A 23,146-nucleotide genomic window follows, 5' to 3' on the forward strand; every position below is an offset into this window, starting at 1 on the left:
TTGGAAATATCTTTATAGCTTTGTCACAAAATAAAGTTTATGGTATTGTTAAGTAAAAACAAAATAAAGTATATTCATTCGCTTGAGCTAAAGAAAATACGTAAAGAAGAACGAGTTTTTCTAGCCGAAGGTCCTAAACTAGTAGGCGATTTACTCGGACATTTTCCCTGTTGTTTCCTGGCAGCTACCGCATCCTGGATTCAGGAACATCCTGATCTTCGTGTAAATGAAATAGCAGAAGTTTCTCAAGAAGATCTTTCACGAGCCAGTTTACTGAAAACTCCGCAGCAGGTGCTTGCTGTCTTTGAACAGCCCCAATATACTCTGACCCCGGGGGTTGCCCGCCATTCCCTTTGCCTGGCATTGGACGACGTTCAGGACCCCGGAAATTTGGGGACTATTGTTCGTTTAGCTGATTGGTTCGGCATTGAACATATTATTTGTTCGCAAAACACAGTGGATGTTTATAATCCCAAGACCATACAAGCCACTATGGGGGGGATTGCGCGGGTAAAAGTACATTATACCTCTCTCCCTGATTTTATTCGTTCACTCGGTGAAGATATACCTGTATTCGGAACTTTCCTTAATGGGAAAAATATGTATGAACAGCCATTAACCGCCAATGGTTTGATCGTAATGGGAAATGAAGGAAATGGAATAGGAAAAGAAGTAGAAACTTTAATAAATAGAAAACTTTATATTCCCAATTATCCACAAGGAAAAGAAACCTCCGAGTCACTCAATGTAGCCATAGCTACCGCAGTAATCTGTGCCGAGTTCCGTCGACAGGCTGCATGGAAATAAAATCAAACGGATAAAATAAAACAGGGAATAATACTTCCCCCTTCTCTTTTAATTCTTTTAATGACTCTTCAAAACACCGGGAAGATTGATTTAGAATATTGGAAGGATTAATTTGAAACACTGGGATATTTTTTAAAATCATCCCAGTGTTTTTTATTTCTTCAAGCTGGTCAGCAGGAAGTAAAACAATTACTCCCGGCATCCATTCAACCGACTCTATTTCTTCCGTTAGTGGAAATGTATCTCGAACAACTCCTTCATCGGTTATTTCCACTACCTGCTGTTTTATAAAACCAACATCAGGCATGAATAAATAATGAGATGCAAATCGTTTCATATCACTAACGAGTTTGACGTCTTTGCTGTTGCTGCCTGCGCTGATTCATTTGCCGTTCCTTTCTTTGTTCTATTCTCTCTTGCTGGATATGTTGCTCCACCTCGATCTGTTCCGGTTTCTTTTCACGTTGAGTTCCTGTACGACGACGGTTCATTTCTTCCGGCGTCAAACGTTGGACATCCTCTTTATGTTCTTCGGCAACTTTATGCAAGGAATCCACCACTTCTTCCTCCGAAATCTTTTTCAGAGAATCCGCTTTCAGAGCTTCTATCTTATTCAGGGAGTCACGAACAGCAAAAGCGAGAGTATCTTTGCAATGATAACGAGTCATAGTGAAATGGTCTGCTAATAGCGTTCCCCCTTTCTGCTCGCCTAACATCGGATAGTAAATGAAACCTCTAATTTCCTTCATAGCTCCCAGCGTATCAGCATATAAACGTATTTGCTGAACTCCCGGGCGGGTTATAGTCTTCAGATGATTTATCGTATCTTTTTCGTAGATAACCTGCATACCCATAGCTACCGCTCTCAAAGAATCAGCAAGCATTGGCTCCAGAAAACGATAATTCACTTCCCAAACCAAGGTATCACGGTCTTTATAGTTAGTATCGGTAGGCAATACGAACGAATAACGGTTATTCATCATCTCGCCGGTCAAACGTATCATACGCAACCAAGGCCATACATCAAGACTATCACCTGGTTCTGTCATTTTCGGTTTCTTATCTCGCAAAGCTATTAAATGATTAACTTCGTCCTGTTGGTCTTTCAAGCGTTTCTTTACTTTCTCATAGATTTTCGATAAAACTTCTGTGTTGCGTGTATACCAAACCATAGATGAGTCGAATACAGCCTGCGTAGTTCCATACTTCTTAAAAACAGCATCAATATACAACGCTTTTTTATAGTTCTCACTGTAAGGCAGGTTATCTCCCATGGACTTTGCCAGATGATAATCATATAGCAAATTCTCCATTTTCGATTCCGGGATTACGTCATTAGGTCTTTTCACTTTACATCCCGCTACCGCAAGCGCAAGCATGCAGATGAAACACAGATGAAACCGAAGCTTACTTTTCATGATTCTCAACTTCCTTTTTATCGCCTTTATCCAATGAATGATATGACTCATTCAGATATTTACTATAAAAGAGTAATAAAGCAATGATACCACAACTAATGGCAGCATCTGCAAAATTAAAGATCGGGCTGAAAAATATAAAATGCTCTCCACCTACGAATGGCAGCCATGCAGGCCAGTTTGTATCTATAATCGGGAAATAAAACATATCCACTACTTTACCATAGAACCAGGTGGAATATCCTCCGCCCTCCGGCATGAAACTCGCAATCTGTGAATGAGTGCTTTCATTGAAAATAACTCCATAGAATACACTATCTATAATATTACCTAAAGCACCGGTCAGAATCAGAGCCACACAAACGATATATCCGGTTTTGAAGCCTTTCTTTACAATTTTATATAGATACCAACCGATTAATGCAACTGCAACAATACGGAAAGTAGTCAGGAATAATTTCCCGAAAATCTCCATACCGAAAGCCATTCCGTTGTTCTCGGTGAAATAAATATAAAACCAGTCCGTCACACGTATGCTTTCGTGCCAGTACATATGAGTTTTAATCCAGATTTTAATGATCTGGTCGATAATCAATACGGAAAAGATAACGATCAGAGCGATTGTTCCCTTCGTGAATAGTTTCTTCATGCGTTCATTATAAATTAAACATAACGAGCTACAAGTGCCGTGCGTCAACATTGCGCAGCTACTTGTAGCTCGTCACCCGTAGCTTGTGTAGCTATCTATTATTTTTTACCACTGTTCTTAGCTTCAATGCTCAATGTCGCATGAGGAACAGCGCGCAGGCGTTCTGCCGGAATCAGCTTTCCGGTTTCGCGACAAATGCCATACGTTTTATTCTCTATGCGTACTAAAGCTGCCTGCAATCCCTGAATAAACTTCAGTTGGCGTTGTGCCAAACGGGTCGTTTCTTCTTTGGAAAGCGTATTAGCTCCTTCTTCCAACACTTTATATGTAGGAGATGTATCGTCAGTGTCATTACCGTCCAATCCCATCAAACTCTTTTTCAACTGTTCATAGTCACGTTGTGCTAGTTCCAGTTTCTCCATAATAATGGCACGGAATTCTTCAAGTTCCGCATCTGAGTATCTAGTCTTTTCTGCCATAATCTTACAATTTTAAAAGGTTAATCAATATAGTATTAGTCTTTTATCACATTCACAAACAGTGAGAAATCGTCAAAGCTAAGCTCTGTACCGTCTTTCACCTCATCAACAAGTTCAAGAGATGTGCCTAAAACCTGGTTACAAATATAAGTATTATATTCATTTACCGCATCATCTGTTTGTGTATTTTTCGAGATTGTTATTTTTATTTTATCTGTAATCTCGAAACCGCTTGATTTACGTATATTTTGTATACGATTTACCAATTCACGGGCAATACCCTCACGACGTAACTCTTCGGTAACTGTAACTTCAAGTGCCACAGTCAACTTGCCTTCATTAGCAACCAACCAGCCCGGAATATCTTCACTGATAATTTCCACGTCTGAGACTTCGATAACGGCTTCCTCTCCATTCAGGTTCAAAGTGTATTTTCCATTCTTTTCCAGTTCGGAGATTGCTTCCTGCGACATTTCTGCAACGGCAGCAGCTACGGCTTTCATTTGTTTTCCAAATTTCGGCCCCAGTTTCTTAAAGTCACATTTCACTTTCTTTACCAAGACACCGGCCGCACCGTCTACGAACTTGATTTCTTTCACATTCACCTCGTTCATTATCAGGCTTTTCACAGCTTCGATATGTGCTTTCTGCTCTTCGTCCAGCACCGGCACCATGATACATTGTAGCGGTTGACGGACTTTTATATTCACTTTACGACGTAATGCCAATACCATAGAAGTAACGTCCTGTGCCATTTGCATACGGGTTTCCAATTCCTTATTTATCATTTCTTCCTGATATTTAGGGAATTCAGCCAAGTGTACGGATACTACATTATCACGTCCTGTTGCTGTAATCAAATCCGTATACAGACGATCTGCATAGAATGGAGAAATGGGGGCCATTAATTTAGCAACCGTTTCAAGACACGTATATAATGTCTGATAAGCAGACAGTTTATCTTGTGTAAATTCACCTCCCCAGAAACGTTTACGGTTCAGGCGAACATACCAATTGGATAAGTTATCGTTGACAAAGTCGGAAATCAAACGCCCTGCTTTAGTCGGTTCGTATTCGTTATAACAAGTATCTACTTCTTTTATTAGCGTATTCAGTACAGACAAAATCCAACGGTCGATTTCCGGACGTTCTGCCATAGGCACATCAGCTTCTTTATACTCAAATCCGTCTACATTGGCATAAAGTGCAAAGAACGAGTAGGTATTATATAAAGTACCAAAGAACTTACGACGAACTTCTTCCACTCCTTCTACGTCGAACTTCAAATTATCCCACGGAGAAGAATTGGTAATCATGTACCAACGTAACGGATCGGAACCGTACTTTTCAATAGTCGTGAATGGATCGACAGCATTATTAAGGCGTTTGGACATTTTATTACCATTCTTATCGAGTACCAGCCCATTAGAAATAACCGCTTTATAGGATACACTATCAAATACCATAGTAGCAATAGCGTGCAATGTAAAGAACCAACCACGTGTCTGGTCTACTCCTTCAGCGATAAAATCAGCCGGATATACCTGACGGCTATCCAACAGTTCTTTATTTTCGAACGGGTAATGAATCTGCGCATAAGGCATAGCACCCGAGTCGAACCATACGTCGATCAAGTCGGATTCACGTTTCATTGGCTGACCGTCTTTCGATACTAATATAATATCATCTACATAAGGACGGTGGAGGTCAATCTTATCATAATTTTCTTCAGTATATTCGCCGGGTACAAAACCTCTATCTTTGTAAGGATTGGACTTCATAAATCCGGCAGCTACCGATTTTTCTATTTCATTGTATAATTCCTCTACTGACTCAATACACAATTCACCTGTACCGTCTTCCGTACGCCAGATAGGTAGCGGAGTACCCCAATAACGTGAACGGCTCAGGTTCCAGTCATTCAGATTTTCCAGCCATTTTCCAAAACGTCCCGTTCCGGTAGATTCCGGTTTCCAGTTGATAGTCTTGTTCAGTTCCATCATACGCTCTTTGCAAGCTGTAGAACGGATAAACCAGCTATCCAACGGATAATAAAGTACCGGCTTATCTGTACGCCAACAGTGCGGATAGTTGTGGACATGCTTTTCTATTTTGAATGCCTGATTGTTTGCTTTCATCATCATAGCCAGAACAATATCCAGAGATTCAGCAGCTTGGGCAGCTTTCTCATCATATTTTCCGTCTATCATAAACACAGGATTGTAGGCGTTTTTCACCCATGCACCTTGATATTCCTTGTATTTTTCTACATCCACACATTCTTTTACAAAATTCTCGTCCAGTTCATTCAACAGGTAGAATTTACCAGTCAGGTCTACCATTGGACGAGTTTCGCCTCTCTTATTAATCATAAAAAGCGACGGTATTCCCGCAGCACGTGCCACGTTTGCGTCGTCTGCACCAAATGTCGGTGCGATATGGACAATTCCCGTACCATCTTCTGTAGTTACATAGTCGCCCGGAATTACACGGAATGCCTTATTACTAGCCTTCCAATCACCGTCTTCTGACACTTCAACCGGTTTTACCCACGGAATCAGTTGCTCATATTCCATGCCAATAAGGTCAGTACCTTTGTATTCGGCGATTACTTTAAATGGAACCAGTTTATCTCCTGCCTTATAATCTTCCAATTTCAAGTCAGCAGCTTTGGGGTTGAAAAGAGCATTCAACAAAGCCTTTGCCAAAACAACCGTGATAGGTTCTCCGGTATAAGCGTTATAGGATTGCACAGCAACATAATCAATTTTCGGTCCTACACAAAGTGCTGTATTTGAAGGCAATGTCCAAGGAGTAGTTGTCCATGCTATAAAATAGGGAGTTCCCCACTCTGTCATTTCCGGTTTAGGATTCTTCATCTTAAACTGAGCAACCACTGTCGTATCTTTTACGTCACGATAACAACCCGGCTGATTCAATTCGTGCGAACTTAATCCTGTTCCGGCAGCCGGAGAATATGGCTGGATAGTATATCCTTTATATAACAGTCCTTTTTTGTACAACTGCTTCAGCAACCACCACAATGTTTCGATATAACGATTATCATACGTGATATATGGATGTTTCATATCCACCCAATACCCCATTTGATGCGTCAAATCTTCCCATTCTTTGGTGTATTTCATTACGTCTTTACGACAAGCTGCATTGTAGTCGGCCACAGAGATTTTCTTACCAATATCCTCTTTTGTGATGCCTAATGCTTTTTCCACACTAAGTTCCACAGGCAGTCCGTGCGTATCCCAACCGGCTTTACGCTTCACCTGATAACCTTTCATTGTTTTGTAACGGCAGAAAATGTCTTTAATGGTACGAGCCATTACATGGTGAATACCCGGCATTCCATTAGCCGAGGGAGGTCCTTCGAAAAATACAAACGAAGGACAGCCATCACGTTCTGTCATACTCTTGGCGAAAACTTTGTTTTCGTCCCACTTCTTCAGTACATCTTTGTTCACCTGCGAAAGGTCAAACTGCGAATATTCAGTAAATCTCTTACCCATAGCTGTATCTACGATTTTACTATTTACAATTTACAATTTGAGGGGTATCCCCATTTTTAAGGGTGCAAATTTACAAAAACATTTGTTTAGTTGAGCAAAAAGCTAAGACTTTTAATCGGAATCATGTGAAGTTAACGATTATAAATAGCTGTCGGCCTAAACAAAACGGAAATCTCCTTGTTTTAGTGGGAAATAAAAAAGCACTCAATTATGAATTACGGTATCAGTATTTTATTCAGAGCAATCCCTTTGGCGATGGCACTCTTTTGCTTCGGATACGGAGCGTTTATTTATGGTTATGGAGATGCAGGAAACCGGGTCGTAGCAGGTCCTGTCGTGTTTTCACTTGGTATGATATGTATTGCACTGTTTTGTACAGCTGCCACTATTATCCGGCAAATCATACATACCTATAATGAAACAACAAAATACATTTTACCTATTGTAGGATATTTGGCAGCTCTAATCACTGTTATCAGCGGTATCTGTATTTTCAGTAATGCGACCTCTCCTTCCGCCTTTGTCGCAGGTCATGTAATAACCGGTGTAGGATTTATCACGGCTTGCGTAGCTACTGCCGCTACCTCTTCTACCCGATTCTCTTTGATTCCGGAAAACTCTAAAGCAACAGGAAGTGAGGTCCCACAAGGAGCGTTTTCTGTGGGTCAGAGACGAGCAATGATCATTCTTGCAATCGTCATATCTATTATTGCATGGGTATGGGCATTCGTTTTATTAGGCAACAGCCACTCTCATCCTGCTTATTTTGTCGCAGGACACGTAATGGTAGGGCTTGCTTGTATTTGTACCAGCCTCATAGCATTGGTGGCTACTATTGCTCGTCAGGTGCGAAATGATTATTCGGAAAAAGAACGGAATAAATGGCCGAAACTAGTTTTATTAATGGGATCTATTTCTTTTGTATGGGGATTATTCGTTATTTTGGCAGATTCGGGGAGTGCAAACGGTACCACCGGATATATCATGCTTGGACTGGGTCTTGTATGTTATAGTATTTCCAGTAAAGTAATTCTGTTGGCAAAGATATGGAGACGGGAATTTAAACTAGCCAACCGCATCCCTATGATTCCGGTATTAACAGCATTGACTTGTTTATTCCTGGCTGCTTTCGTATTCGAACTCGCTACCGTACATGCAGATTATTTCATTCCGGCACGTGTTCTAGTAGGATTAGGGGCTATCTGCTTCACACTATTTTCTATCGTTAGCATACTGGAAAGCGGTACTTCTTCTAAATAAAAATATAGCGTCACTATCCTAAACACATAGTGACGCTATTCGAGATATATGGTGACGCTATTTTAACGGGATAACGTCACTATTTTATTTTTTTAATTTCACTTCATAGACATCATTTCTACGATCTTTCAAATTGCGTACACTACCGTATGTATGTAACGCACTCAATAAATCCAGATCGACATCCGAAACCAATATCATTTCTGTATTCGGAGTCGCTTCCGCTCGTTTTCCGTCTGTCGGAAAAGCAAAATCACACGGAGTAAATACACCCGATTGGGCATACTGAATATCCATATTGTGTACGCGGGGGAGATTTCCCACGCTGCCTGCAATGACAACAAAACATTCATTTTCGATCGCACGCGCCTGAGCACAGACACGAACGCGGGAATAGGCATTTTGTGTATCCGTCAGGAAAGGTACAAACAATATCTGCATTCCTTGATCTGCCATTAGCCGGGAGAGTTCCGGAAACTCTACATCATAGCAAATCAAAACACCAATTTTAGCACAATCTGTATCAAAGGTTTGTAGTAATTTTCCCCCACTCAACCCCCAACTCTTGATTTCATCCGGAGTGACGTGCATTTTTTCATACATTTCGTATGTTCCGTCGCGACGGCAAAGGAATCCTACATTATAAAGCAGCCCGTCTTCTTTCACATAGGGCATACTACCGGTAATAATGTTTATATTATAGCTAATAGCCAGATTTATAAACCGATCACGAATCTCATCGGTATATTTTGCCAATCCGCGAATAGCCTGCGATTCTCCTTTATCATTATACTTCGACATTAAAGGCGCATTAAAGTATTCCGGGAAAAGAACAAAATCACTTTTATAGTCTGATACTGCATCTACAAAAAATTCTACCTGTTCGAACAGATCATCCAGTGTTTTATAACTACGCATCTGCCATTGTACCAAACCTACGCGAACAGTAGTTTTTGGATTGATATATTCTTGTGTAGGAGGTTGATAATAGATATTATCCCACTGTAACAAACAGGCATAATGTTTAGACTCCTCATCATTCGGCAAATAATTAGTCATTACCTTGCGGACATGGAAATCATTTGATAATTGGAACGTAAGCACCGGATCGTAAATATCACGTTGACGTACCCGTTCGATATATTCTTTTGGACGCATCTTGTCAGCATATTTATGATAATTCGGAATACGGCCGCCGAACATAATGGCTTTCAGGTTCAATGTTTCGCATAGTTCTTTGCGATATTCATACATACGTCGCGCCAGACGCAATCCGCGATATCCGGGGTGAATAAATACCTCTATGCCATACAGAATATTCCCCTCAGGATTATGCGTATTAAATGTTTCCTTACCCGTGACTTGTGCATACGTATGGTCATTCTTCACCTTATCATAATCAACAATAATAGAAAGAGCGCAACCTACAATTTTGTCGTCAACCACTGTAACAATCTGTCCTTCCGGAAAAATATTGATTAATTTCTGAATCTGTTTATGGGTCCAGAACACATCGCTACCGTCAGAATAAACACGAGTAAACGATTGGGATAATTGTGCGTAATCTTCTATTTGAAGATTACGTATCTGCACTTTATTAATTTTAATCGGATGTTGTTCCATAACAATACGTGTTTTTATATAAAGACAGTGCAAAGGTACAGCTTATCCTCATATATTGTTCTCCAAAGATAAGAAAATAAAAATCCGTAAATCACAGATTCCTATATCTGCTGATTTACGGATTTTCCACAAGAGATATTATCTGATTTATTTATTCTTCTTCCATAGTTTGCTCATATCCTCCAATGTCTTACCTTTCGTTTCGGGCACCCAACGCCAAACGAAAATAGCAGCCGCTACACAGATAATTCCATAAAGACTATACGCAAACATCGGGCTGAAATCGTACAATGCCGGGAAAGTAGAAGATACAATATAATTGAATATCCATTGGAAAGCCACAGCGATTGCCACCGCTTTACCACGAATTGTGTTCGGGAAGATTTCCGAAATCAATACCCAGCAAATCGGGCCCCATGACATCATAAAGAAGGCGGCATATACGATAACCGAAAGTACCGGAAGAATTCCTTTTATTGCCATGCTATCACACATCGCTACTGCAAATGCACCTACGGCCATACCGATAGAACCGATTATCAACAGAGGTTTGCGCCCGAAGCGATCTACTGTAAAGATTGCAACCAGTGTAAAGATAATATTCACAACACCCATAATAACCGTTTGCATCATGCCACCTCCTTCTGCACCTGCATTTTCAAAAATACGAGGAGCATAGTAAAGCACTGCATTGATGCCGATAGCCTGTTGGAATACGGAAAGCAGAATACCGATAACAATTACTGCCACTCCATAAGTAAAGAGTTTTTCTGTTTTTTCGTGAGCAGTAGCTTTAATATCGTTAAGAATTTCTTGTGCTTTTGTCTTACCATTGATCTTTTCCAGAATTGAATAAGCTTTTTCATCTTGTTGTACCAATACCAAATAGCGAGGAGTTTTTGGGACAAAGAACAATAATAGACCAAAGAATGCAGCCGGAAAAGCTTCCGAGCCGAACATAAAACGCCAGCCTTCAAATACAGTCCACATATCAGATTCTGAGCTAACTGATAAAACTCCGGCAGCATCTTTCAGAATAATAGGATTTTGGTGATCGCCCATAATCAGGTAATTCACAAAGTATACAACCAACATACCGAAAATAATGGCAAACTGGTTGCACGAAACAAGTGTTCCGCGAATGTTGGAAGGAGCTATTTCTGCGATATACATCGGACAAACAGCAGACGCAAGCCCGACACCGATACCACCTAAAACACGATATAAGTTAAATGTAACCAGCAAATCCATATTCGGTTTTCCATATTCGAAAAACAGAAATTCCGGATAATAGGAACCTAATGCTGAAAGGAAAAAGAGTACGGCAGCAAGTCTCAGGGAGTTACGACGCCCTAGACGGGAAGCGAATATACCGGAGAACGCCCCACCAAGTACGCAGCCTATCAATGCACTGGAAGAAGTGATTCCATGCATTACTTTATTATATTGAAAATCGGAAGCGGAAAGGAAGAATGCCTCCAGACCCTTCTCTGCACCGGAAATAACTGCTGTATCATAACCGAAAAGCAATCCTCCCAGGATAGCAACAGAAGTTATCGAATATAGGTAGAGTTTACTACCTTCGTTCGTTGTATTAATCATGGTGTATAAGTAGATAAGTAGTGTGTAGTAGTTGGATTAGATAATAGTAAGGCGATAAAGCTCTACCTCTATCGCCTTATATTTGATTCTCTATTAGCAGTACATATTCAGAATTGCTTCGTAAAGTTCTTGTTTGCCGCTAGTCTGCTTTGGTTCACCGTTCGCTTTAGCATAAGCAACTACATCTTCCAAAGATAATTTACCTTCCTCAAATTCTTTACCTTTACCACCGTCGAATGAAGCATAACGATCAGACAACATTTTCTTGTATGGAGATTCGTTCAGCAGAGCTGCCGCACTTTCCAATGCACGAGCCATAGCGTCCATACCTGCAATGTGAGCAATAAAAATGTCTTCCAAATCAGTAGAATTACGGCGAGTTTTGGCATCGAAATTAGTTCCGCCATTACCCAAACCGCCATTACGGATGATTTGCATCATCGCCTGAGTCAGTTCATAGTTGTCAATCGGGAATTGGTCTGTATCCCAACCATTCTGATAGTCGCCACGGTTAGCGTCGATAGAACCTAACATACCGTTATCCACTGCTACTGCCAACTCATGTTCGAAAGTGTGGCCAGCCAAAGTAGCATGGTTTACTTCGATGTTAACTTTGAAATCTTTATCCAAACCATGAGCTTTCAGGAAGCCGATCACAGTTTCCGTATCTACATCATACTGATGCTTAGTCGGTTCCATAGGTTTCGGTTCAATCAGGAAAGTACCTTTAAAACCACGGGAACGAGCATAATCACGAGCAATAGTCAACATCTGTGCAAGGTGTTCTTTTTCACGTTTTTGATCTGTATTCAAAAGAGACATATAACCTTCACGACCACCCCAAAACACATAGTTCTGACCGCCCAATTCGATAGTTGCGTCAATTGCATTCTTGATTTGTACAGCAGCACGGGCCACTACGTCAAAATCAGGATTTGTTGCAGCACCATTCATATAACGGGCATGGCCGAATACGTTGGCAGTACCCCATAACAGTTTGATACCAGTTTCTGCTTGTTTCTGTTTTGCGTATGCTACGATTTCTTTTAAGTTAGCTTCATATTCTTCAATGCTAGCACCTTCTGAAACCAAGTCTACATCGTGAAAACAATAGTATTCAATACCCATTTTCTGCATAAATTCAAAACCTGCATCCATTTTATCTTTTGCAGCCTGTATAGCATCTGTATTACCGTTCCAAGGGAACAGTTTTGTTCCACTACCGAATTGGTCGCCACCTTCAGCGCATAATGTATGCCACCATGCCATAGAGAACTTCAACCAATCTTTCATCTTCTTGCCGTTGATTACTTTTTCAGCATCGTAATAACGGAATGCCATAGGGTTTTTACTATCTTTACCTTCGAATTTAATCTTTTCAATTCCTGGGAAAAATTCTTTTGTTGCCATAATTCTTTATATTTTAAATGATTATTTATATTGTTACTTGTTATCTGAGTTGAAAATAGAAATTTTATCGACCATTGATTTTTCTAGACGATATTTCCATTTGGCGTATGCATCTGCATATTCTTGGTGTTTAGCCACATTAGGTTCGATAATATTTAGCTTTTCAAGTGTTGCAAAAGCCTCATTATTATCCTTGTAGATACCTGCACCGATACCTGCGCCTTTGGCAGCACCGACAGAGCCATCCGTGTCATAAAGTTCGATTGTAGCCCCTGTCACTCCTGCCAAAGTGTCACGGAAGATAGAACTCAGGAACATATTTGCGTGTCCGGCATGAATCATCTTTACCGGAATACCCATTTGTTCCATAATATCTATACCATATTTAAAAGAAAACACAATACCTTCCTGGGCTGCACGAATAATATGATGTTTGCCATGAGTATTAAAATCTATCCCACGGATACTACAGCCTATCTCCTTATTATTCAGCATACGTTCGGCACCATTACCGAAGGGAAGAATGCTGATTCCTGCGCTACCTATCGGAGCTTTGGAAGCCAGCACGTTCATTTCATTATATGATATTCCTTCAGGTGCAATAGTACGTTTTACCCATGAGTTAAGGATACCTGTGCCGTTGATACAAAGCAATACTCCCAAGCGGGTCTGCTCTTTCGAATGATTCACGTGCGCAAAAGTGTTGACACGTGACTGCGGATCATAATTCACTTCCCCATTCACTCCATAAACAACTCCTGATGTGCCTGCTGTAGAAGCAATTTCACCCGGATTGAACACATTCAGAGAAAGAGCATTATTCGGCTGGTCACCGGTACGATAAGTAATGGGGGTTCCTTCTTTTAATCCCAATTCTTTGGCTGCTATTGCATTTACACATCCTTGCTCGGCAAAAGTCGGTTTAATATCGGCAATCAATGACGAATTGAATCCATAATAATCCATCAAGAAATCGGCTATACGATTGTTTTTGAAGTCCCAGAACATACCTTCCGAAAGTCCGGAAACAGTTGTACAGATTTCTCCGCTCAATTTCATGGCGATATAATCACCTGGCAGCATTATTTTGTAAATCTGTTCATAGATAGCCGGTTCATTCTGTTTAATCCAAGCCAATTTGGAAGCGGTAAAGTTTCCCGGTGAGTTTAGGAGATGAGAAAGACATTTTTCTTCTCCGATAGTTTCAAATGCCTTCTGACCACAAGGCACAGCACGCGAATCACACCAGATAATAGCAGGACGCAATACTTGTTGGTCTTTGTCTACACATACCAGACCATGCATCTGATAAGAGATACCAATTGCCTTAATCTCAGCCGCACTGACTCCGGATTCATTCATAATGGCTTGTGTAGACAACTTTAAGTTCTCCCACCAGCTTTCCGGATCTTGCTCCGCCCAACCGGGATTCACTGCAATAATTTTTGCCTCTGTTTTCGGAAAGAATGCCGATGATACACATTTGCCAGTTTCAGCATTTACCAAGCTCGCTTTTACAGACGAGCTACCTATGTCATAACCTAATAAAAACATGATTTTATTTACGATTTAACGATTTTCAATTTTATTACTTAGATTTACCAAACACCCGGCATATATCACCGTCTCACCTTATTGTATATCTTCTTATCGAACTTATAATAGCGTGCGGCACGATGGGCTACTCCTTGTTGCTTTTCTTCCAAAGGAACCACATATTCCATCATTGCTATTTTTTTATGGAAGTTACGCACATCTACAACTTTGTCATATACTAGTTCAAAAAGAGTTCTCAATTGCGCAGCTGTAAACTTACGCGAAAGTAGTTCGAACAACATTGAAGGGTTAAATTCCACAAACTGACGGATGTATGTCATTGCTTCCTTAATAATCAGATTATGATCGAACGCCAATGTCTTTACTTCTTTCAGAGCAATCCAACAAGCCTGATGCTCGTCCAGATTCTTATCCAAAGTTCTATCTATCTTAACCATTGACAAATATGCAATAGTCACAATACGCTCTACCCTTGACTGCATTGCCCGTTCCAACCAGCGAACATCTTTCGGATTACTCGTTCTGTTTTTGGAACCGAATGCTTTAAACTGCATCAGGTTTACATTTTTAAGTCCTGTCAATTCATATAATACGCGCTGTGCAGCCTCGTCCAGATCCTCATCCATATAAATAAGACTTCCGGGAAGTTTCATATCGTGATATACTTCTCCATTATCTTCACCTGCACGTTTCACAAGCAACACTTTCAGTTGTTCGCCGTCAAAACCAATCACTACACAATCTACTGATATATGATTGTTGGCCAAAGGTGTATTTTTCTGTATATTCTGCATATCCGTTTTTTTAATATGGCGCAAATATAGAGGCTAATATTCGCTTAAACAAAAATAATTAATATGCTATAAAACATTGTTTATCACATAAATACATATCATATATTCTACAATATCAATACTTAGTGTTATCTTATGAATTACAATATGTATTTTAGTCTTTTCCAGGAAGAGTAATTGTATAAAGTACAAAAACCAGATTGATGCTTTATTTTCAGTACTTTTCATGATCTATAGAATAAATTCAGATAGGGATACTTATTGTACTTTAAACGATATGTCATTTTGTACCTTATCGTTTTTTATTCTATCTTTGTATCGTAACTATTAAAAAATCCAAAATGGAACGTCATCCAGTCATTTTATCCATTGCTGGCTCCGATTGTTCGGGAGGAGCAGGTATTCAGGCGGATATCAAAACAATCTCGGCTTTGGGAGGCTATGCAGCGTCAGTCATTACCGCAGTTACCGTACAAAATACATTAGGGGTACACGCTGTACAATCAGTGCTGCCTGAGATTGTCCGTGGGCAGATAGAAGCTGTTATGGATGATTTGCAACCGGTTGCAATCAAGATAGGTATGGTTAGTGACATTCAGATCGTTCGTACCATTGTAGACTGCCTGCGAAAATATATACCGGAATATATTGTTTATGATCCGGTCATGGTGTCTACCAGCGGACGAAAACTAATGTCGGACGAAACTATAGAAGAAATTAAAAGAGAACTGCTCCCACTCGTCACTTTAATTACTCCCAATCTTGACGAAGCAAGTGTTCTGACAGATAAAAGCATTCATAACATACATGAAATGCAGGAAGCGGCCAAAAGGTTGGTGGATGAGTATCAGACAAGTGTATTAATAAAAGGGGGGCATTTGGAGGGTGACAGAATGTGCGACCTCTTACATACGTCAGAATCGATCTTCCATATATATGAGGAGAAAAAGATAGAAAGTAACAATTTGCACGGAACAGGCTGTACCCTCTCCTCCGCTATTGCGACCAACCTGGCAAAAGGCTATCCTTTACGGGAATCTATCCAACATGCCAAATCATATATCACTCAGGCTATCATTGCAGGCAAGGATTTGCACATCGGACATGGCAATGGTCCGTTATGGCATTTCCCGGATTCGGTTGCACAAATATGTACATTTTGTGCGGTCGTATCATAAAAATCCGTAACTTTGCACCCGCAATTAAAAATCAATTAAATAATAAAGATATGAAAGCATTCGTTTTTCCCGGTCAAGGTGCTCAATTCGTAGGAATGGGTAAAGACCTGTATGAAAATTCAGCTTTAGCTAAAGAATTATTTGAAAAAGCAAATGATATTCTTGGATATCGCATTACAGATATCATGTTCAATGGTACGGACGAGGATCTTCGTCAAACGAAGGTTACTCAACCTGCCGTATTCCTTCACTCGGTAATCTCCGCTCTTTGTATGGGGGATGATTTCAAACCGGAAATGACAGCAGGACATTCACTCGGTGAATTTTCCGCATTGGTTGCTGCCGGAGCTTTGAGCTTTGAAGACGGTCTGAAACTTGTTTATGCACGTGCAATGGCTATGCAGAAAGCCTGTGAAGCGACTCCTTCTACAATGGCTGCTATCATCGCATTGCCGGATGAAAAGGTGGAAGAAATCTGTACTACCGTAAATGCTGAAGGTGAAGTTTGTGTACCGGCTAACTACAACTGTCCGGGACAAATCGTTATCTCAGGTTCCGTACCGGGCATCGAGAAGGCTTGCGAACTAATGAAAGCTGCCGGAGCAAAACGAGCTCTCCCATTGAAAGTTGGTGGTGCTTTCCACTCTCCGTTAATGGATCCTGCAAAAGTAGAATTGGAAGCTGCTATCAATGCAACAGAAATCCATACTCCTAAATGCCCGGTATATCAGAATGTAGACGCACTTCCTCATACTGACCCTGTTGAAATCAAAAAGAATCTGGTTGCTCAGTTGACAGCTTCTGTACGTTGGACTCAATCTGTTAAAAATATGATTGCCGACGGTGCTACTGACTTCACAGAATGTGGACCAGGTGCAGTATTGCAAGGTCTGATTAAGAAAATTGACGGTACTGTTAGTGCTCATGGCATTGCATAAAATCAATAAATACTGTATTTATTAGTTTACAGCGTGTTGGCAGAATTGCCAACACGCTTTTTTTATTCCGAATCTTCATACCAAAAAGAGAGTGATATGCTCTAAAACATTCAGGTAGATTTCTTTTTCGTAAACTTTCCGTATCTTGCTTCTGTTTTATTAGCAGGAATCATTTACTCAAATTTGTGAGCCATGAAAATACATGAATATCAAGCGAAAGAGATTTTCTCTAAGTATGGAATACCTGTTGAGAGGCACACTTTATGCCGTACTGCTGCAGGTGTTGTAGCTGCATATCGGAGTGTAGGTGCAGATAGAGTTGTCATTAAGGCACAGGTATTGACCGGAGGCCGGGGAAAGGCCGGAGGCGTCAAACTGGTAAACAACACAGAAGATGCTTATCAGGAAGCTAAAAATATACTCGGAATGAGTATTAAAGGCCTTCCCGTCAATCAGATATTGGTTAGCGAAGCAGTTGATATTACCGCCGAATATTATGTCAGTTTCACTATCGACCGAAATACACGTTCCGTTATTCTAATGATGAGTGCATCCGGTGGTATGGATATTGAACAAGTGGCTTGTCAGACACCGGAGAAAATTATTCGGTATTCAATCAATCCTTTCATTGGCATTCCAGATTATTTGGCACGTCATTTCGCCTTTTCACTTTTTCCCAAAACGGAACAAGCAAGTAAAATGGCTGTCATCCTGCAAGCACTTTATAAAATCTTCATGGAGAATGATGCCTCTCTGGTTGAGATCAATCCGTTAGCGCTAACAACAAAAGGTATGTTAATAGCTATTGATGCCAAAATTGTTTTCGATGACAACGCCCTATGTCGGCATCCTGAAATACGTGCTTTATTCGACCCGACAGAGGAAGAAAAGGTAGAAGCCGACGCCAAAGAAAGAGGTTTCAGTTATGTTCGCATGGACGGTAATATAGGTTGCATGGTGAACGGTGCCGGACTCGCTATGGCAACAATGGATATGATTAAGATTTATGGAGGTAATCCTGCCAACTTTCTTGATATTGGCGGTAGTTCCAACCCCATAAAAGTAGTGGAAGCCATGAAGCTTCTATTACAAGATGAAAAAGTAAAAGTTGTTCTGATCAATATTTTCGGAGGGATTACCCGTTGTGACGATGTGGCAATCGGGCTTATTCAGTCATTCGAGCAGATAAAGAGTGAAATACCTATCATTGTCCGGCTAACAGGAACAAATGAAAATATCGGCCGCGATCTTCTACGAAATCATAGCCGTTTTCAGATAGCAACAACTATGCAGGAAGCAGCGTTAATGGCTATAAAATCATAATGCGTAACAATATCAATAAAAAGTAAAAAACAATTATGAGTATATTAATAGATAAATCCACCCGTTTGATTGTACAAGGAATTACTGGTCGGGACGGGCTCTTTCATGCCAGGAAGATGAAGGAATATGGAACCAACGTTGTAGGAGGTACTTCTCCCGGTAAAGGGGGAACTGATGCAAACGGTATCCCAGTGTTTAACACCATGTATGAAGCTGTGGAACAGACGCAGGCTAACACTTCTATTATCTTTGTTCCGGCACGTTTTGCAGCAGATGCTATCATGGAGGCGGCAGATGCCGGTATCCGGTTAATTGTCTGTATCGCGGAAGGTATCCCTACACTGGATGTCATCAAAGCGCATCAATTCATTAAACAAAAGGGGGCAATACTGGTTGGTCCTAACTGTCCGGGATTGATTTCTCCGGGAAAAAGTATGGTCGGTATCCTCCCGGGACAAGTTTTTCAGAAAGGAAACGTGGGTGTCATTAGCCGTAGCGGTACACTTACGTATGAAATTGTATATCACTTAACCGCTAATGGCATGGGACAATCCACAGCTATTGGTATCGGCGGCGACCCCGTAGTAGGGCTTCATTTCCGTGAACTGTTAGAAATGTTCCAGAATGACACCGAAACCGAAGCTATTGTTTTAATCGGTGAGATTGGCGGAAATGCGGAAGAACAGGCTGCCGAATATATTCGTAACCATGTAACTAAACCCGTTGTAGCATTCATCGCAGGGCAATCTGCTCCTTTGGGAAAACAAATGGGGCATGCAGGAGCTATTATCTCCGGAACTTCCGGTTCGGCTAAAGAAAAGATAGAAGCATTAGAGGCAGCCGGTATTCAGGTTGCACAGGAGCCGTCGGACATTCCTGCATTATTAAAAGCAGCAAAAGATACAACGAGAGATATTCTGAAATTACGGGAACAAGAACTGGTAGATTTGGAACTGGAACTCAATAACATGGTGGATGATGAAGAAAACAACAACAGAGATTAACAGAAAGAAGAAGGTGTGTCGTAATACACGATGCGCCTTCTTTTTTTTCATTGACTATAAAAATCGACTCATTTTTTTAAGCTGCGATATTTTGAGGATTTCTTTGTATTAGCTTCTGCATCATCCGGCATTTCAACAAATGCGAATCCTTTTGATCTTCTAGTTTCACGGTCTGTGATTAACTTTACTGAAGCAACTGTTCCATACTCTTCCATTACATTTCTCAAGTCTGATTCCTTAACATTATAGCTAAGATTTCCAATGTACAAATTCATAAAATACAAATATAAAAAATTAATAATTCAATAAGAAAGTTATTGGAAAATCTTAATTAGAAATGGATATACTCAAATAAATGAGAAGATTCACGTAAAATAATCAAATCGTAATAAACCTTATTATTGTTGTTGGTTGCAAAGGAAAGCATTATTTGGCGATATTGCACTACATTCCTCTCTTTTTCTTTTCATAAAACATCTTTTTTATGAAATTAGGTCAATACTTAACGTTCATATTCCTCTTTCCCTTCTATCAAGTAATCAAAATCGATCGTTTTCTTCGGATATATCCTCAAAAAAGAATTTTAAAGTACGAATACTGTAGAAATCTACAAATAAACTGTTGTGATAAGACAGCATATCTAAAGGAATGAAAAAATATCTGCCTAATAAGGAAGTCCGGTTTAAATAATCTTTTAAAATCATCCGCAATTAGGCATAATGTCACTCTTTTCATAAATTCGTCACCTATTAAGGCACGAAAACAATCTAACCAAACATGAAAAATTTTAATCACTATGCCGGACGCGAGGAATTCTCCGCATTTAAAGACTTCTTTTTGACACATGGGCAATGTAAAGAAATGAAGAAAAAGGAATATTTCACTCTGCAGGGAGCTTTGGCTACACATGGAGCTTACATAGAAGAAGGGTTATTTCGATATATCTGTACAGACGACAGAGGATACGAGCATATTGTCGGTTATTCTTTTGCCGGAGAGTATGTAGGTGACTATCCGGCATGCTTGAAAAAAGAGAAAGCTATGGTAAGCATCCAGGCTGCAAGTGATGCTCGAATTTACTATGCTTCTGCCGAAGATATGAGGAATTTCTTCTCTACAAATGAAATGACACAAAACTTAGAACGGATTCTTGCAGAAGAGCTCTTTGTACAAACCTATATGCGTCTATTAGACATTTATTGTAAAACTCCCACCGAACTGTATTTAGATTTAGTGAAACGCTATCCTGATTTTCAGAATTTTATTACTCTAAAAGAAGTAGCCTCTTTCCTTCGAGTTACTCCGGAAACGATTAGTCACATACGTAAGAAATTCGAATAATAACTACTAATAAAACTATCCGACGATGAACGTAGATCAATTGGTTTATTACTAAAAAATGAGATAAACAAAAAATTCCCGATTCATCACGAACCGAGAATTTTTATGAGTTATTTATACTACATTCGAAGTTTTGCTTTATTCTTTCACTTCTTCACCCTTTTCATTCATCAGGACTGTTACTTCCTGCGAATCTTTAGTAGTAAGAATTACTTTATAAACCTTACCGCTCTCTTTTTCCGCTACATAAGCTTCTTTGATTGTAGCACCTTCATAGTTCTTGGCAACAGCCTGTGCCACTGTTTCCGGTAACTCTTTTACATCAATCTTAGTAAACTCATCCTGTGGAACTTGCGCCTGCATTTCTACAGATGTAGTGTTGATTACTTCCTGTGCAAATGCTACAGAACTACCTAATCCCATTACTAATGCTACTGCTACTAATACCTTTTTCATAATCGTAATTTTTTAAGTGTGAATTATAAAAACCATTATTTATTATCGCTATACTTATCATATTGCAAAACGGATACCAAATATCAGCTTTTTACATATATCGTTAAAAATCAGACGAATAAAAAGCAGGCGGGTTCTATCTGATTGTGGAATTAGTGTAGAATTATGTGGAAGTGAGGAGTGCAATTGGGGAAAATAAAAGCCTATCTTGCTTTGAGGAGACAGGCTTTTACTCATATTATCAGTTACTACATTATCCGCAATGGAAATATTTATGAACCAAATCAAGCATTTCCTGCGGTTTTCCGTCCAGATCCGCACGTAGTGTCTTATCCTCATAATTGCGAAGTTTACGGATGATGCCGTCAATCATTGCCGAACTAAATACATTGTATTGTTCGAAAATAGCCCGTTGCTGTTCCAGACAATCGGCGGACGCAACACAGCTATCCGGTAATTGAGCTAATGCTTTCAGCTTATCTTCGTTTTCTTTCTGGTGAATATTTACATTCACATACGTCTTTTCAGCCAGTTCCAAAGCATTTTCTATTTCAAAACCATGACGGCAGGCTACAGCCAGTCCGGCAAGCAGTTGATATAAATCTGCCGAACCGTCCGGTGAACGCATTTCCACAGTCTGCTTTTGGGTGGTATCAAAATAGCTTTCCGTTTCTAACGGATTCGCTAATGTACACATATCCTTCTTGGCAGCCCATCCCAAAGGTACACGTACCAATACAGAACGGTTGCGGTCGCCCCAGCAAACATTCGTTGGTGCTTCCTGGTGCGGAACAAGACGGAAGTATGAAGTAGGATTTGTATTTCCGAAGGCTGTGATTGAAGGTGCAAGCTCCATCATTCCAGCAATAGCCTTCCGGGCTGTTTCCGACAAAATTCCGTCTTTTAACATCTGATTCTTTCCGTCCTGCATGATACGCATATGGACATGCAGACCGGAACCCGCTTTACCTGCTGTTATCTTAGGAGCGAACGTAACATTATATCCATATTTGAATCCTAAGTTACGAATTACCCATTTGGCAATCATCAATTGGTCGGCGGCCTGTTCGACAGGAACCGGCAAAAACTCTATTTCATTCTGCTCATAGATATAGCCTTCCAAAGTAAAGTTACCTACTTCAGAGTGTCCGTACTTAATTTGCCCGCCAGTTTGTGAGATATAAGACATACATTGTGTACGGAACTCATTAAATTTGGCATAAGGTCCCGATTCATGATAACCACGTTGATCGGTTGCCTCAAACATACCCGTATCCGGTGCTATCACATAATATTCCAACTCTCCCATTGCCTGAAACTCCATTCCCGTCACGTCCGTAAATGCTTTGCTCGCTTTGTGAAGCGTATATTCCGGTGAACTTTCCAAGGGTTCTCCATCCTTATTGAAGAAAGAACAAAGGATAGACAGCGTAGGTATCTCAGCAAACGGATCAACAAATGCTGTGCGAAACCGAGGAATAACATAAAGATCACTACTTCCCGCTTCGATAAAAGAGAAAAGGCTGGAACCGTCCACCCGTTCTCCACAGGTAAGGATAGCTTCCAGATAAGCTTGATTGTTAATGACAAAATTCAAAGTTTTCAGACGACCATCTCCCGCAGGATACATGAAGTTGACCATACGGATGTCGTTTTGTTGGATAAATGAAATGATGTCGGCTTTGGTAAATTCAGAAGTCGGCTTCTGGAGAAATGCCACTAATTTATTGGCATTCATTGATAACTCTTGATTCATGATCGGTTGTTTTTCGTTGTTGTATGA

The 23,146-nt window shown here is 40.2% G+C and carries 19 protein-coding genes and 1 pseudogene; 7 read left to right on the plus strand and 13 right to left on the minus strand.

What is annotated here, in order from left to right:
- The first annotated feature begins 39 nt into the window (after positions 1 to 39).
- Entirely contained in the window at positions 40 to 807 is a 768-nt protein-coding gene (locus tag BHV72_RS12500; protein ID WP_022042386.1) for an RNA methyltransferase, read from the plus strand.
- Here BHV72_RS12500 and BHV72_RS12505 read toward each other — a convergent pair.
- From BHV72_RS12505 to ileS, 5 genes are all read right to left on the minus strand, one after another.
- Positions 758 to 1,144, minus strand: a complete 387-nt coding sequence (locus BHV72_RS12505; RefSeq protein WP_005681028.1) for a hypothetical protein — start codon at positions 1,142 to 1,144, stop codon at positions 758 to 760. The two genes, BHV72_RS12500 and BHV72_RS12505, sit on opposite strands and share 50 nt — an antisense overlap.
- Positions 1,145 to 1,148: 4 nt before the next feature.
- On the minus strand, positions 1,149 to 2,225 hold the full coding sequence (locus BHV72_RS12510; RefSeq protein WP_022042385.1) for a DUF4296 domain-containing protein: 1,077 nt from the start codon (positions 2,223 to 2,225) through the stop codon (positions 1,149 to 1,151).
- Positions 2,215 to 2,874, minus strand: coding sequence for a lipoprotein signal peptidase (locus BHV72_RS12515; protein ID WP_005675908.1), 660 nt, complete (start codon positions 2,872 to 2,874; stop codon positions 2,215 to 2,217). Before BHV72_RS12515 ends, BHV72_RS12510 begins: the two co-directional genes overlap by 11 nt.
- Positions 2,875 to 2,972: 98 nt before the next feature.
- Entirely contained in the window at positions 2,973 to 3,353 is a 381-nt protein-coding gene (locus BHV72_RS12520) for a TraR/DksA family transcriptional regulator (protein ID WP_004295883.1), read from the minus strand.
- 35 nt (positions 3,354 to 3,388) lie between these two features.
- Positions 3,389 to 6,877, minus strand: a complete 3,489-nt coding sequence (gene ileS, locus BHV72_RS12525; protein WP_005675914.1) for an isoleucine--tRNA ligase — start codon at positions 6,875 to 6,877, stop codon at positions 3,389 to 3,391.
- Between the two features lie 210 nt (positions 6,878 to 7,087).
- Between ileS and BHV72_RS12530 the strand changes: the two genes are divergently transcribed.
- A complete protein-coding gene (locus BHV72_RS12530; RefSeq protein ID WP_286856113.1) occupies positions 7,088 to 8,137 on the plus strand; it encodes a DUF2776 domain-containing protein in 1,050 nt (349 codons plus the stop codon).
- Positions 8,138 to 8,221: 84 nt separating this feature from the next.
- On the opposite strand, the gene BHV72_RS12535 is transcribed toward BHV72_RS12530, so the two are convergent.
- The 5 genes from BHV72_RS12535 to BHV72_RS12555 all read right to left on the minus strand — a co-directional run bounded on the left by BHV72_RS12535 (position 8,222) and on the right by BHV72_RS12555 (position 15,123).
- Positions 8,222 to 9,760, minus strand: coding sequence for a carbon-nitrogen hydrolase family protein (locus tag BHV72_RS12535; RefSeq protein WP_005675916.1), 1,539 nt, complete (start codon positions 9,758 to 9,760; stop codon positions 8,222 to 8,224).
- Positions 9,761 to 9,907: 147 nt separating this feature from the next.
- Positions 9,908 to 11,362, minus strand: coding sequence for a D-xylose transporter XylE (gene xylE, locus BHV72_RS12540; RefSeq protein ID WP_122139287.1), 1,455 nt, complete (start codon positions 11,360 to 11,362; stop codon positions 9,908 to 9,910).
- A gap of 93 nt (positions 11,363 to 11,455) precedes the next feature.
- Complete coding sequence (gene xylA / locus BHV72_RS12545; RefSeq protein WP_286856114.1) at positions 11,456 to 12,772, minus strand: xylose isomerase; 1,317 nt, start codon at positions 12,770 to 12,772, stop codon at positions 11,456 to 11,458.
- A 33-nt stretch (positions 12,773 to 12,805) separates the two neighbouring features.
- Entirely contained in the window at positions 12,806 to 14,326 is a 1,521-nt protein-coding gene (locus BHV72_RS12550; RefSeq protein WP_286856115.1) for a xylulokinase, read from the minus strand.
- A gap of 65 nt (positions 14,327 to 14,391) precedes the next feature.
- Positions 14,392 to 15,123: an NUDIX hydrolase gene (locus BHV72_RS12555; RefSeq protein WP_005675920.1), complete on the minus strand. Its 732-nt coding sequence runs from the start codon at positions 15,121 to 15,123 to the stop codon at positions 14,392 to 14,394.
- A gap of 341 nt (positions 15,124 to 15,464) precedes the next feature.
- Here BHV72_RS12555 and thiD point away from each other — a divergent pair, with 341 nt between their 5' ends.
- The 4 genes from thiD (at position 15,465) to sucD (ending at position 19,566) form a co-directional block, all read left to right on the plus strand.
- The gene (gene thiD, locus BHV72_RS12560; RefSeq protein WP_022042381.1) at positions 15,465 to 16,301 is read left to right on the plus strand and encodes a bifunctional hydroxymethylpyrimidine kinase/phosphomethylpyrimidine kinase; all 837 of its coding nucleotides are present in this window, start codon (positions 15,465 to 15,467) and stop codon (positions 16,299 to 16,301) included.
- Between the two features lie 50 nt (positions 16,302 to 16,351).
- Positions 16,352 to 17,239: an ACP S-malonyltransferase gene (gene fabD, locus BHV72_RS12565; protein WP_022042380.1), complete on the plus strand. Its 888-nt coding sequence runs from the start codon at positions 16,352 to 16,354 to the stop codon at positions 17,237 to 17,239.
- A 192-nt stretch (positions 17,240 to 17,431) separates the two neighbouring features.
- A complete protein-coding gene (gene sucC, locus BHV72_RS12570; RefSeq protein ID WP_286856116.1) occupies positions 17,432 to 18,562 on the plus strand; it encodes an ADP-forming succinate--CoA ligase subunit beta in 1,131 nt (376 codons plus the stop codon).
- Between the two features lie 35 nt (positions 18,563 to 18,597).
- Positions 18,598 to 19,566, plus strand: a complete 969-nt coding sequence (gene sucD / locus BHV72_RS12575) for a succinate--CoA ligase subunit alpha (protein WP_022042378.1) — start codon at positions 18,598 to 18,600, stop codon at positions 19,564 to 19,566.
- A 110-nt stretch (positions 19,567 to 19,676) separates the two neighbouring features.
- Here the strand turns inward: sucD and BHV72_RS12580 are convergent.
- Positions 19,677 to 19,841 (minus strand): annotated as a pseudogene (locus tag BHV72_RS12580) (RNA recognition motif domain-containing protein); the annotation flags it as partial.
- A gap of 502 nt (positions 19,842 to 20,343) precedes the next feature.
- Here BHV72_RS12580 and BHV72_RS12585 point away from each other — a divergent pair.
- Complete coding sequence (locus BHV72_RS12585; protein WP_005675928.1) at positions 20,344 to 20,907, plus strand: Crp/Fnr family transcriptional regulator; 564 nt, start codon at positions 20,344 to 20,346, stop codon at positions 20,905 to 20,907.
- 138 nt (positions 20,908 to 21,045) lie between these two features.
- Here BHV72_RS12585 and BHV72_RS12590 read toward each other — a convergent pair whose 3' ends face one another.
- Positions 21,046 to 21,363 carry a hypothetical protein gene (locus BHV72_RS12590; RefSeq protein ID WP_149928031.1) on the minus strand — a complete coding sequence of 106 codons (318 nt, stop codon included), beginning with the start codon at positions 21,361 to 21,363 and terminating at the stop codon, positions 21,046 to 21,048.
- Positions 21,364 to 21,616: 253 nt separating this feature from the next.
- Positions 21,617 to 23,119, minus strand: a complete 1,503-nt coding sequence (locus tag BHV72_RS12595; protein ID WP_122264273.1) for a glutamine synthetase family protein — start codon at positions 23,117 to 23,119, stop codon at positions 21,617 to 21,619.
- Positions 23,120 to 23,146: the final 27 nt, after the last annotated feature.

This window comes from Bacteroides sp. 43_46 (assembly GCF_001915455.1).
GTDB lineage: Bacteria > Bacteroidota > Bacteroidia > Bacteroidales > Bacteroidaceae > Bacteroides > Bacteroides caccae.